General features: G+C 43.9%; 10 protein-coding genes. 8 read left to right on the top strand and 2 right to left on the bottom strand.

Annotation, left to right across the window (positions count from 1 at the left end):
• Positions 1-103: 103 nt before the first annotated feature.
• The 8 genes from ABWU87_RS12930 to ABWU87_RS12895 all read left to right on the top strand — a co-directional run bounded on the left by ABWU87_RS12930 (position 104) and on the right by ABWU87_RS12895 (position 7826).
• Complete coding sequence (locus ABWU87_RS12930; RefSeq protein ID WP_353331364.1) at positions 104-1111, top strand: aspartate-semialdehyde dehydrogenase; 1008 nt, start codon at positions 104-106, stop codon at positions 1109-1111.
• A 189-nt stretch (positions 1112-1300) separates the two neighbouring features.
• Complete coding sequence (locus tag ABWU87_RS12925) at positions 1301-1864, top strand: 4Fe-4S dicluster domain-containing protein (protein ID WP_353331362.1); 564 nt, start codon at positions 1301-1303, stop codon at positions 1862-1864.
• Positions 1861-2700 (top strand): CoB--CoM heterodisulfide reductase iron-sulfur subunit B family protein, encoded by an 840-nt coding sequence (locus ABWU87_RS12920; RefSeq protein ID WP_353331360.1) that lies wholly within the window; start codon positions 1861-1863, stop codon positions 2698-2700. The genes ABWU87_RS12925 and ABWU87_RS12920 overlap by 4 nt, the downstream gene beginning before the upstream one ends.
• A 4-nt stretch (positions 2701-2704) precedes the next feature.
• Complete coding sequence (locus ABWU87_RS12915; RefSeq protein WP_353331358.1) at positions 2705-4705, top strand: CoB--CoM heterodisulfide reductase iron-sulfur subunit A family protein; 2001 nt, start codon at positions 2705-2707, stop codon at positions 4703-4705.
• Between the two features lie 10 nt (positions 4706-4715).
• On the top strand, positions 4716-5177 hold the full coding sequence (locus ABWU87_RS12910) for a hydrogenase iron-sulfur subunit (protein WP_353331356.1): 462 nt from the start codon (positions 4716-4718) through the stop codon (positions 5175-5177).
• Positions 5170-5970 carry a 4Fe-4S dicluster domain-containing protein gene (locus tag ABWU87_RS12905; RefSeq protein WP_353331354.1) on the top strand — a complete coding sequence of 267 codons (801 nt, stop codon included), beginning with the start codon at positions 5170-5172 and terminating at the stop codon, positions 5968-5970. The genes ABWU87_RS12910 and ABWU87_RS12905 overlap by 8 nt, the downstream gene beginning before the upstream one ends.
• Before the next feature lie 6 nt (positions 5971-5976).
• The gene (locus ABWU87_RS12900) at positions 5977-6987 is read left to right on the top strand and encodes a 4Fe-4S dicluster domain-containing protein (protein WP_353331351.1); all 1011 of its coding nucleotides are present in this window, start codon (positions 5977-5979) and stop codon (positions 6985-6987) included.
• Positions 6984-7826: an FAD/NAD(P)-binding protein gene (locus ABWU87_RS12895; protein ID WP_353331350.1), complete on the top strand. Its 843-nt coding sequence runs from the start codon at positions 6984-6986 to the stop codon at positions 7824-7826. The genes ABWU87_RS12900 and ABWU87_RS12895 overlap by 4 nt, the downstream gene beginning before the upstream one ends.
• 600 nt (positions 7827-8426) lie before the next feature.
• Here the strand turns inward: ABWU87_RS12895 and ABWU87_RS12890 are convergent.
• Both ABWU87_RS12890 and ABWU87_RS12885 read right to left on the bottom strand, forming a co-directional pair.
• Positions 8427-9566 (bottom strand): aldose epimerase family protein, encoded by a 1140-nt coding sequence (locus ABWU87_RS12890; protein WP_353331348.1) that lies wholly within the window; start codon positions 9564-9566, stop codon positions 8427-8429.
• Between the two features lie 69 nt (positions 9567-9635).
• On the bottom strand, positions 9636-12749 hold the full coding sequence (locus tag ABWU87_RS12885) for a formylglycine-generating enzyme family protein (protein WP_353331346.1): 3114 nt from the start codon (positions 12747-12749) through the stop codon (positions 9636-9638).
• Positions 12750-12771: the final 22 nt, after the last annotated feature.

Here is a 12771-nt window from a genome sequence, read left to right as displayed (position 1 = left end):
ATTTCGATTTATATGGCAAAATGTTATAATTTTGCAGCAGAATTCATACTACTTGTAAAGGTATGACAAAAAAGGTATTAATCACAACAAAAGAAAAGAAAAGATGAAAGTAGCTATCGTTGGCGTTAGTGGAGCAGTAGGACAAGAGTTCCTGCGCGTGCTCGATGAAAGAAATTTTCCTATGGATGAGTTAGTGTTGTTCGGTTCGAAACGTAGCGCCGGAAGTAAATACACTTTCCGCGGTAAGGAAATTGAGGTCAAACTTCTGCAGCACAACGACGATTTTAAAGGTGTAGATATCGCCTTTACATCGGCTGGTGGTGGCACCTCATTGGATTTTGCAGAGACTATTACTAAATATGGTGCTGTCATGATTGACAACTCAAGCGCATTCCGTATGGATAATGACGTTCCTTTGGTTGTTCCGGAAGTAAACCCCGAAGATGCAAAAGATCGTCCACGTGGCATTATTGCAAACCCGAACTGTACAACTATTCAGATGGTAGTTGCCCTGAAAGCAATCGAAGAGCTTTCTCATATTAAGAAAGTGCACGTTTCAACCTATCAGGCTGCCAGTGGAGCTGGTGCAGCAGCAATGGACGAACTTTACGAACAATATCGTCAGGTTTTAGCCGGTGAAAAGGTAACTGTTGATAAATTCGCATTCCAGTTGGCGTTCAATCTGATTCCTCAAATTGACGTATTCACCGAAAACGGTTATACTAAAGAAGAGATGAAGATGTTCAACGAAACTCGCAAGATTATGCATTCAGATGTTGAAGTGAGCGCAACTTGCGTACGTGTACCTGCTTTGAGAGCGCACTCAGAAAGCATTTGGGTAGAAACTGAACGTCCTGTTTCTGTTGAAGAAGCTCGTGAAGCTTTTGCAAAAGCTGAAGGAATTGTTCTGCAGGACAATCCTGCCAACAAAGAATATCCAATGCCTTTATTCATTGCCGGAAAAGATCCTGTATATGTAGGACGTATCCGCAAGGATCTGGCAAACGAAAACGGATTGACTTTCTGGGCTGTTGGCGATCAAATCAAGAAAGGCGCTGCTCTTAACGCGGTTCAAATTGCTGAATACTTAATTAAGGAAAAAAATATCTAATTTACAAAGACTTAAAAGAAGTCTTATTTTAAACTAATCTGAAAGAAATTTGTGTAAAAATGGACAATCCTACTACACAAGTTTCTTTTTTTTAGTATACCTTTGCCTTTAGACCATTAAGTTGATCTGCTTCTTTTATAATGAAAGAAGAGTGATGAAAACTAATATTTTTATAATCTAAAAGCAAACATGGAAAACATTAACAAAGTTTCCGGGGACATCCTAAAACATACCGGCGTAGATGTATCACGCTGCTATCAATGTGGAAAATGTACAGCCGGATGCGTTCTTGCTTCAGAGATGAACTTTCCGCCCAGCTTTCTGATGCGCCTGCTACAAACAGGAACTGCAGATAACTTCGAGCGAATTCTTCGTTCCAATACCATTTGGCTCTGTCTGAACTGTGAGAATTGCGTGGGTCGTTGCCCCATGGAAATCGACATTCCTAAAATCATGGACTATCTTCGTGAGCAGTCTCTTAACAAAAAGAAACTTCATCCGGATGCCAAGCCAATAGTTGCATTCCACAAATCATTCCTTGACTCCATTAAGAAAACGGGACGACTTTACGAAGTTGGTTTGATTGCCGGATTTAAAGCCCGCACCTTCCGATTAACGCAGGACGTTAAGCTCGCTCCCAAAATGTATCTGAACGGGAAATTAAACCTGATGCCCGAAATGATAAAAGACCGCAAAGGTTTGGGACAAATTTTTGTTAAGACAATTGATAACCCTAAGACTAAGAATAAATGAAAATAGGTTTTTACCCGGGCTGCTCCCTAAAAGGATCGTCCCGAGAATATAATGAATCGGTAATAGCTATTGCCAAGGCCTTAGACATTGAGCTTATTGAGATAAAAGATTGGAACTGCTGCGGGGCAACCGCCGCTCACTCAATGAATGAAGAGCTCTCCCTTTCACTTCCCGCCCGGATTCTGGCTTTGGCAGAAGCTCAGGGACTAAAAGAAGTTGTTGTGCCTTGCGCCGCTTGCTACAACCGATTAATGGTGACTCAACACGAATTAAAAGACGACACGAAAAGAGAAAAAGTTACCGATATCATCCAGATGCCCTATAGCGGCGAACTGAAAATAATTAATGTGCTGCAAATGCTCGAGTCCTATGCCATGGACAAAATCCAGGAAAAGGTTACCAAGCCATTCGCCCACAAAGTTGCCTGTTACTACGGCTGTTTACTGGTCCGTCCTCATAAGATTCTACAGTTTGACCGTGTGGAAGATCCTCAAAGCATGGATTCCATGATTAAACTGATTGGAGGGACTCCTGTTGACTGGGCATTCAAAACCGAATGCTGCGGAGCCGGATTCTCCGTTTCGCGCACCGACCTGGTTGTCCGACTATCGGGAAATATCCTACAGGATGCCGCCGACCGCAACGCGGAAGCAGTAATTGTAGCCTGCCCCATGTGCCAGTCAAATCTGGACATGCGCCGTGGAGCGATTAACGAAACCTTAAGTAAACCCATTGACATTCCGGTTCTCTTCATCACACAGGCCATCGGCCTATCGCTGGGGATTAGTCCCAAAGAGCTGGGATTGGAACGTCATTTTGTAACCGTAAAAATGTAGTAGTATGTCAAAGATAGGAGTTTTTATCTGCCACTGCGGAGAAAATATCAGTGCCACTGTCGATTGTGAACGAGTGGCTCAGGAGCTCGCAAAAGTGGAAGGCGTGGAATGTGCCATTGACTATAAATATATGTGTTCCGACCCGGGACAGACAATTATTAAAGATGCAATCAGAGAGCATCATCTGGATGGAGTGGTAGTTGGCGCCTGTTCGCCACGCATGCACGAGCCAACTTTCAGAAGGGCGTGCGCGGAAGCCGGCCTCAATCCTTACCTGTGCGAAATAGCCAACCTGCGCGAACACTGTTCATGGGTTCATGAGAAAGGCGACGCAACTACCAACAAAGCTATCGACCTGGTAAAGATGCTGGTTGAAAAAGTGAAACGCAACAAACCTTTGGAATCAATCAAGGTACCCATCACGAAGAAGGCTTTGGTCATTGGTGGAGGTATCGCCGGCATACAAGCCAGTCTGGATATTGCCAACGCAGGTCATCAAGTAATTCTGGTAGAAAAAGACCCTTCCATCGGAGGGCACATGTCGCAACTGTCAGAAACCTTCCCTACCCTCGACTGTTCTCAGTGTATTCTTACTCCAAGAATGGTGGAGGTTGCACAACATCCTAACATTACCTTATATACATATGCCGAACTGGAAAGTTTGGAAGGATTCATCGGTAACTTTACCGCAAAAATCAGGCTGAAAGCAAAAAGTGTGGATTATAAGAAATGTACCGGCTGCGGGGCTTGCATGCAAAAATGTCCGCAAAAGAAGATTCCAAGCGAATTCAACGCCGGACTCGGTACCCGCACTGCCATCTATGTTCCTTTTCCACAGGCTGTTCCAAACAAACCGGTAATAGACCGCGAACACTGCAACTATTACAAACGTGGAAAATGTAAACTGTGCGAAACTGCCTGCCCAACCGGAGCTATTGAATGGGATAAGGAGGATGAGATACTGACCGAACAAGTGGGTGCCATTGTAGTTACAACCGGATTCAATGTAAAAGGAACCGACTTCTTCCCGGAATATGGATACGGAAAATACAAAGATGTGATTACCGGACTTCAGTTTGAGCGTCTGGCCTCAGCTTCGGGACCTACTTTCGGCGAAATACGTCGCCCGTCGGACGGTACCATACCTAAGAAAATTGTCTTCATAGCCTGTGCCGGCTCGCGCGATCCGGCCAAAGGCATCCCCTACTGCTCCAAAATTTGTTGTATGTACACCGCCAAGCATGCCATGCTTTACCAACATAAGGTACACGATGGCGAATCGACCGTGTTCTACATGGATATCCGTGCCGGAGGTAAGAACTACGAAGAGTTTGTTCGAAGAGCCATTGAGGAAGATCATGTAAACTATGTTCGCGGACGTGTGGCCAGAGTATACGAAAAGGACGGAAAACTGATTGTCAAGGGGGTAGACACCCTGCTTAGCGGAGAACAGGTTGAGATTGAAGCAGACATGGTGGTGCTTGCTACCGCGGGTGTTGCCAACTGTGGTGCCGAAGTGCTGGCGCAAAAGATGCACATCTCTTACGACCCTTACCACTTCTTCGCTGAAGCCCACCCGAAACTGAAACCGGTTGAGACAAATACCGCGGGAATCTTCCTAGCCGGTGCCTGTCAGGCTCCGAAGGATATTCCCGAAACGGTAGGAATGGCATCGGGTGCTGCCGTGAAGGTGGCCGGACTCTTCTCCAACAACGAACTGGTGCGCGAACCGCTGATTGCAGTGGTCAACCGCATGCCGCCTCCGGTATTCAGCACCTGTGTGGGATGTTTCATGTGCCAGACGGCTTGCCCTTACAATGCCATCGAGCGTGAGGAAATCAAGGGTCGCGACGGAAAAGTAATTAAAACGGTAGCCAAGGTCAACCCTGGACTTTGTCAGGGATGTGGAACCTGTGTGGCTTTCTGCCGTTCAAAATCAATCGACATTCAGGGCTATTCCAATGAACAGGTGTTTGCCGAAGTGATGTCATTGTTGAATCAATAAATGAAAAACCATGAATACAACGAATTCAGAATTTGAACCCAAAATCGTCGCGTTTGTCTGCAACTGGTGTACCTATGCAGGTGCCGACCTGACGGGTACAAGCCGACTTAAATATGCAACGAACGTAAAAATCGTTCGTTTCCCTTGCACCGGAAGAATTGACTTCATGCTGCTTCTGAGAGCTTTCGCTCAGGGAGCTGACGGAATCATTGTTTCGGGCTGTCATCCTAACGACTGTCACTATACAAGCGGTAACTTCCACGCGCGTCGTCGCTGGATTACTTTCCGGGGGCTTCTCGACTTTATGGGGATTGATGTAAAACGCATTCAATACTCCTGGGTCTCAGCGGCCGAAGGCGCCAAATGGGCAGATGTGGTAAACTCCACCGTTGCCAATATCCGCGAACTAGGTCCCTATACAGAATATAAGAAAGTTGCAGAATATTTAGATAAGGAGGATTACAATGGATAAACTCAGAGAGAGAGCCGCCGCGTTGCTTGCCGACGGCACCGTAGCCCTCGTTATTGGTTACGAAGAAGGAACAAACAAGCCACGCCCCCTCTTTTGCCATACGGCCGAAGATGCCGGTAAGCTGATATATGACAGCCGTTGCATTAACAACCTGGCTGTTTATCTCACAAAAAAAGAGCTGATGGGAACGGAGAAGGTCGCTATAACTGCAACCATTCCCGTCCTGAGAAGCATCTTGCAGCTATCGGTTGAAAACCAGCTAAATGAAGAAAAGATTCTGGTAATCACTGTTACAGAACAGGGAGAGCTAAAGGAGTTTGCCGGCTTTGCCGAAATTGAATCGTACATTGCCGATTTCCAACTCAAACTGAGCGGGAAAGAGCAGGAGATTATTGAGAAACTCGAGGGAATGACTCGTGAAGAGCGCTTCGAGTTCTGGATGAAAGAACTTTCGCACTGCTTTAAATGCTACGCTTGTCGGGCGGCCTGTCCGCTTTGCTACTGCACCAAATGCATTGTCGAGGAGAATCGCCCTCAATGGATCAACCCATGGGCGGCGCCTCTGGCAAACATTGAATGGCATATTAACCGTGCTATGCATATGGCGGGACGTTGTATCGGTTGCGGTGCGTGCGGAGATGCTTGTCCGCTAGGCATTCCCATCCAGTTGCTTACCCGTAAAATGATGGAAGACCTGGGACCCGAATTCGGATTCGTTCCAGGACAGCCCTCGAAGAATGGAAATGCCCTTTCCACCTGGAAAGCGGACGATAAGGAAAACTTTATACGATAAGGAGCCATGGAAATAAAATATATCAGCAAAGAAGGACTGAATGAATGGTTCAGCCAGATTGTAAAAAGCGGGAAACGTGTCTATGCACCGGTCAGGGAGCGCGGACAGGTTGAGTTTAAAAGAGTGCAGGCGTTAAGCGAAGTGGCCGAGGATTACATTCAAACCACTCAATCCATCAAATCATCCGTATTCCCTCGGGCAGAGGTGCTATTCTCTTTCGAGAAGGAAAATGGCAAAGTGGCGGTAGAGGATTTCAATCCCGACGCCGTGAAAGAGACTGTGCTCTGGAAGGTTCATCCTTGCGACGCGGCAGGCTTCAAGCCCCTCACCGCTATCTTCAACTGGGATTACAAGGATAAATTATACAACACCCACCTGGAGAAGACCACCCTTGTCACTTTCAGTTGCGCCAAGGCAGACAACAGTTGCTTCTGCACCAGTGTGAATGGCGGTCCCGGCAATACTGCCGGAAGCGACGTGCAGCTTACCATGATGCCCGAAGGCGGTGCCATTGTTGAGATTCTCACTCCCAAAGGTGAAGCACTGATACAGCTGGCTGTCTCTGCCTTTGAGAAAGACAAAGGAGAAGACAAGTCGAAATACCTGGTTGATGTGCCAAAGGTGTTTGATGTGGAAGAGATAAAAGCCCGTCTGGCAACAGCCTTCGACAGTCCGGTTTGGAAAGAGCAGTCGGAACGTTGTCTGGGTTGCGGCGCATGCGCGTTTGTCTGTCCCACCTGTGCCTGCTTCGATATCCAAGAAGATGCACACGGTTCGAAAGGAAAACGCATTCGCTGCTGGGATGCCTGCGGATTCTCCCTGTTCACCCTGCACACTTCGGGGCACAATCCCCGCGCCGTACAGAGCCAGCGTTGGCGTCAGCGCATCTTGCATAAGTTTTCTTACATGCCCGACCGCCTCAGCGTACTGGGTTGTACCGGCTGCGGCCGCTGTTCTCGCGCCTGTCCGGTTGATATGAATATACTTGAACACCTAATTTCAATTGCAAAAAAATGAGCGAACAAAATATCTATCTACCATACCTGATGACCATTGACAAGATTATCAATGAAGCTCCGGGTGTGAGAACATTCAGACTGAAATTCCAAAATGAGGAAGAGGCAGATGCCTTTAATTTCAAAGCGGGTCAATTCGGAGAGTATTCCGCTTTCGGCGAGGGAGAATCAACCTTCTGCATCGCCTCCTCTCCCACCCGTAAAGGATACATAGAATGCACCTTCCGTGAAACCGGAAGAGTAACCACCGGACTGTCCAAACTAGAGGAAGGCAGCACCATGGGATTCCGCGGACCTTTTGGCAACACCTTTCCCATCGACGAATGGAAAGGGAAAAATCTGGTATTCATTGCCGGAGGTATCGCCCTGCCGCCCATGCGATGCGTCATCTGGAACTCACTCGACCTGCGTGAAAACTTCAAGGACATCACCATTGTTTACGGAGCCAAATCGGTTAACGACCTGGTTTATAAGCATGAATTAAATGAGTGGGAAGAGCGTCCGGACGTGAACCTTGTAACAACCGTAGACCCCGGAGGTGAAACGCCCGACTGGAAAGGTGAGATTGGCTTTGTACCCGCAATTGTGGAGAAGGTAGCGCCATCTCCCGAAAATACCATCGTCATTGTTTGCGGCCCTCCCATCATGATTAAGTTTACCTTCCCGGTACTTGCCAAGCTGGGCTTCAAGGACGACCAGATATACACCACCCTGGAAAACCGAATGAAGTGCGGGGTTGGGAAATGTGGCCGTTGCAACGTGGGAAAACTCTACGTTTGTAAGGACGGACCTGTGTTCAGCAAGAAGCAATTAAACAGCATTCCTGCAGAAGAGTATTAATCTATTTAGGAAACACTCGGAAGAATGCAATCCAGATTCATCATGATTCACCCGGAAGAGTGTTAATTGATTAAGCGATATAATGATAATCGGAGACAGTGGCAACATTGTCTCCGATTTTTTATTGGCACTGTACCCTGACAGTCAACGCTATTCTCATTTTTGCACGTCTCATCTTTCTTTTCCACGAACAAGCTGTTTGTCAACCTACAAGGTGATGGCAACCACAATGTTAAATGCAAAAAACAGAACCGGCATATAATCCCCACAGCTACTGACGCAAAATCGAGAAACTACTAATCAAAAAATAAATCTGACTCTATGAGTTTAATTTCTCTTGTACAAAACAATTAATTCTTTTGTACAAGAGAATTAATTGTTCTGTACAGAAGAATGCATTGTTTTGTACAAGAGTTTACTAATCTGTCGGGGCGAGATACAAATATATTCCCGGCAATGCCTGTTATATCGCAATAGTTGATCTATCACATCCCGTATTTATCAGGCATAAAAAAGCACCGTTCAATCAAAAGCCTCCTAATAAGAGCAATTTGAAAGAACGGTGCATTAACTAAAAATAAAAGCAGTTAGGGAGTTAAACTAATGTTCTACAGAGAATTTATATATGCAATGACTAAAATATTTCTCTCCTGGCTTAAGCAAAGCAGAAGGCCAGTTTGGCTTATTGGGCGTATCAGGATACTTCTGTGTTTCCAGACATACAGAAGCACGCTTCTTATAAGTAATTCCTTTTTTTCCTGTTAATGTTCCATCAAGGAAATTACCCGCATAAACCTGAATTCCCGGTTCATTGGTAAACACGTTTAAAACAATTCCAGTTTTGGGCGATTTTAACGAAGCACACTTCCTGGTAATATCCCCTTTTGTATTCAGCACCCAGTTATGATCATAACCATGACCATTCTTAAGCTGTACAAAACTGGTATCATTAATTCTGGTTCCAATAGCTGTCGGAACTCTGAAATCCATATCTGTGCCCTTTACCGGAAGGATTTCCCCGGTGGTCATAAAGGTACTGTCAACCGGAGTATACGAATCTGCATTAATCGTCAATAAATAGTCGGAATTTGACTTAGAAGGATCACCGTCCAGATTGAAGTAAGCGTGATTTGTCATATTCACGACTGTTTTCTTATCGGTCGTTGCTTCATACTGGATATCAATTGCATTGTCGTCAGTCAGGGTAAAAGTAACCTTACAAGTCAGACTACCTGGAAATCCTTCTTCCATATCCTTGGATAAATAGCTAAATTCAATCTTCTGGTCATTAATTTGCCTGGCATCGTAAATCTGATACTGAAAACCTTTAAAACCTCCATGCAGACAGTGCCCGAAGTTATTTTGAGGCAGTTGATATTTCACTCCGTCTATGGTAATCTGCCCTTTGTTTATACGGTTGGCATAACGACCGATGCTTGCTCCGAAATCAGTTGGATATTTAATATAATCCTGAATAGAATCGAAACCCAAAACAACGTCTCTCATTTTCCCTTCTTTGTCAGGCACCATGATTGAAACAATACGTCCTCCAAAGTTTGTCAGACACACTTCCATTTTATTCTTATTCTTCAGAACATATAAAGAGACTTTCTTGCCATTTACCACTGTCTGAAAATTACTTTGCTTCAAACCGGAATCCGAAATAAATCCGGCTCCCTTTCTATTGGCGGAACAACTAACAAATAAGATAATCCCGATAATTAATCCTAGTTTCTTCATGTTATTAAGCTTTTAAATCTATTATTTTTTCTTTTTAGGAGGATTTTAGGAAGCCAATTTGTGGATCGACTAATTGGCATCCTTTACCAGCCGGAAACCAACCGTGGCATTCCTTTCATACCCCTGGGAAACACGAAGCCACTGCTGGCGGAAAGTCAAAGGCAATGCACCTCCGGTTACGTACCACCAACTAGACCGAGGAGTAAAATAAGAACCACCTTTAAGAATAATGAAATCCACACATGTATTACTATATAAATCATTTGTCATTTGCCATACTGATCCGGTAAGTTCTTCAATTCCCAATTGATTTGCTCCTTGGGGATATTTTCCAATGCAATCTAATCGACCATTGCCTGTATTGCACTTTAAAGAATCCATCTTATCTCCCCACGGATACAATCGACCATCTTCACCCTGAGCAGCATACTGCCATTCTTTTTCAGTTGGCAAACGTTTACCTACCCATTTGGCGTATGCTTTAGCATCCTCATACGAAACAAATGTCACAGGATTGTTTTCTTCCCCAGGCGCAATTTTTCCATTTTCCCAATGCTTCAGGAAGTTTTCAGTGTCTTTAGGCTGATAATGGGTAGCCTCCATGAATTGTTTGTACTGAACGTTTGTCACCGGATGCTTATCCATATAAAAGGATTTTACCGAAAACACTTTCGCAGTATCTTCTACCGGATATTTAATCATCCAATCGCCAATATGTTTAGCAATAAAACGGAACTTTCCGCCAGGTACATATACCATTTCCTGAGAAGCAGATTTAGCCAAGTCAGTTGTTTCCTCTTTTGATGCCAATCTCGGGTATCCATAAGGCATATTCAGATTTGTACTGTCTACAACAACATTGTTTTTCCGGGCAATGATCACAAAGTCTCCCTCATAACGGTCAAAAGTTTCTAATGTGCGGAATGTTTTAGAAGGTTCTCTCAAAATGATCGGTTTAAAATTCTTTCGGTCCTTCAAGGAAATAACTATTTCATCAGCATCTTTCATCTTAACGGTTAGCAAATCCTGTTCACGCAATAACTGAGCCTCCATTCCTTTTCCTGAATAAGAGGTAAGTCCTTTAGATAAAGAAAAGTATTCTATTGGTACCTCTTTGCCTGCGCTCAGTGTTCCTTGAAGAACTCTCTCATCAATTAGTTGCTTCCCATCGAAAAGCTGAATAACTAAATCGCCTTTGAATCCGTTCTCTCTTAGTTTTACTTCCGATATTAAAATGGATTTATCCGTATTTGAGACAAACACGGGTTGCTTATCATATTTCGGGCTACCATGCCATATCTTTAGTTCTTTTCCTTTTGGAGATTGAATTGATATATTTATTCCTTTCTTCTCAATAAGCAACCAACTCCTGAAACGGGCAATAGCTTCTACATTTGCCTCGGAACGAGTTCCAAGATATTTTTTCGGGAAAGGATCTAAATTAGCTTTAATTAAGAACTTCGATCCTGCACGTTTGGGAGTTAATTCTTTATGGTGCCACAGATCTATATAATGCCATCCAGTATCAGCTGGAACTTCAAATAAGTAGTCGTTATATCCTTCTGGTTTCAGGCTATATATTGTGTAAATTGTTTTATTAACACCGGGCCATTCATTTACCCAAATGCTATCTGTAGTTGTAGGAATCAAAGGTATCCACCCCGGTTCAGAAAAGTTATCTGTATTTTCACGCAGTATCCTTACCGTTCGACCAGTAAATTCATAGAGTTCCTGCAGCCAGTCTAAAGAAAGAGGCATATAAAGATGATATTCCACCCCATGACCATTAAAGAAAGACAAAGCAGCATCTCGTCTTGGGTTATCTTTTTCAATTACAGCTTGTCGATAGATACAAAAATCAGGTTTAATCAATCTGTTCAGATTAAGAAAAGGAGCATACTCTATAGCTGCATGAGTTCGGCCAATCACACAATTCTGCATATCCGCCGGCACGCACATTCCTTCAGGGAAAATTGCAAATCCTTTACGATAGCGATCAATTCCATTTTGAAACCACTTCCCTGATTCGCTTCGTGTATCAAACATAGTTCCCCAAAAACCGACTTCCTGAGAAATACGGCCTAAGCCATCTATTGGATTTTCATATCGGGTTGAATTGAATATCTGATCTTGAGATGCAGGAAGATCCCAGGGCGTATAGTTAGACATCAGGTGCATACCATGTTTTAATCCTTCATCAGAAATCGCCTTCAATTTCTTAACTCCTCCAGGAAGAGATCGTACTAGATCCCATTGATTCCGTTGATCAAGCCCCAGGACAGGGAAACCAGTCCATAATATCATATAATCGTCGCCTCCGTAGAGTTGTTGTGTCTTATGCGAAAAATCATCAAATGTATATGCATTCGTCTGATTATTATAAAAATAATTATGCCAGGCAGATACAAAGTGACCAACATAACCGTGTCGCACCCATTTCAAGTCTTCTCTTTCATACAATGTGTTATCAAAAGTACCAGGTTCTACGTCAAACAACATATTTTTCTGGAACATCAGCCGTAATCCTTCCTGCCATCTTCCAATGTAAGAATCCATCCATATCGAGTAAACAAGATTTGCACCCGGATACATAATTGTTTCAAAACGGCGAGCAGAGATCCGTTCAGAGGCCTGCTTGTCAATTTTACTTAATGACACCACTGAGCTGCCATTATCAACATCAACGATTCCCAACCCTATTCCCCAAGAATTATCGGGCAAAGTTACATTCGCAGGGCTATATCCGGGCCTGAAAATAAAAGCACGGGAAAGCGGATCACCTTTATCCCAGGAAGTTAAATACACGTGACGGTTTGACTCTCCGAAAGGCACGATATTTGAAACGGTTATAGTATCTGATGAAATATTTCGGATGCTTAATTGTAAAACAATTCCGCCTGTTCTTAAGGGCTTAATATTATCAGCAGACAATGCCAGCTTCCCTTTTAACACAGCTTTTTCATTATCCGCAGGACGAGCATTCAGCGAAGAGCAACATTCCCCATTAATGCGAACCGATATTAAGGGTAAATCATAACCTGGCTGTTGAAAGCCATTGAAATTAACAATTTGTAAACCTTTATTTTCTGAAGTAGAAACCCTGACGGCCTTTAAAGCCTGTGAATTGCAGACTTCGGACAAAGATAAAAGGGAAAAAACAAATATCAATATTCTTAATTTCATAATATTCTTCTTAATATCGATG

This window comes from Bacteroides sedimenti (assembly GCF_040365225.1).
In the GTDB taxonomy this organism is placed as follows: Bacteria; Bacteroidota; Bacteroidia; order Bacteroidales; family Bacteroidaceae; genus Bacteroides; species Bacteroides sedimenti.
Note: the sequence above shows the minus strand (reverse complement) of the source record. Positions and strands in the feature narration are given on the sequence as shown.

Coding starts and splice junctions, on each gene's coding strand:
- ABWU87_RS12930 (WP_353331364.1), top strand. CDS start 104: ATGAAAGTAGCTATCGTTGGCGTTAGTGGAGCAGTAGGACAAGAGTTC.
- ABWU87_RS12925 (WP_353331362.1), top strand. CDS start 1,301: ATGGAAAACATTAACAAAGTTTCCGGGGACATCCTAAAACATACCGGC.
- ABWU87_RS12920 (WP_353331360.1), top strand. CDS start 1,861: ATGAAAATAGGTTTTTACCCGGGCTGCTCCCTAAAAGGATCGTCCCGA.
- ABWU87_RS12915 (WP_353331358.1), top strand. CDS start 2,705: ATGTCAAAGATAGGAGTTTTTATCTGCCACTGCGGAGAAAATATCAGT.
- ABWU87_RS12910 (WP_353331356.1), top strand. CDS start 4,716: ATGAATACAACGAATTCAGAATTTGAACCCAAAATCGTCGCGTTTGTC.
- ABWU87_RS12905 (WP_353331354.1), top strand. CDS start 5,170: ATGGATAAACTCAGAGAGAGAGCCGCCGCGTTGCTTGCCGACGGCACC.
- ABWU87_RS12900 (WP_353331351.1), top strand. CDS start 5,977: ATGGAAATAAAATATATCAGCAAAGAAGGACTGAATGAATGGTTCAGC.
- ABWU87_RS12895 (WP_353331350.1), top strand. CDS start 6,984: ATGAGCGAACAAAATATCTATCTACCATACCTGATGACCATTGACAAG.
- ABWU87_RS12890 (WP_353331348.1), bottom strand. CDS start 9,566: ATGAAGAAACTAGGATTAATTATCGGGATTATCTTATTTGTTAGTTGT.
- ABWU87_RS12885 (WP_353331346.1), bottom strand. CDS start 12,749: ATGAAATTAAGAATATTGATATTTGTTTTTTCCCTTTTATCTTTGTCC.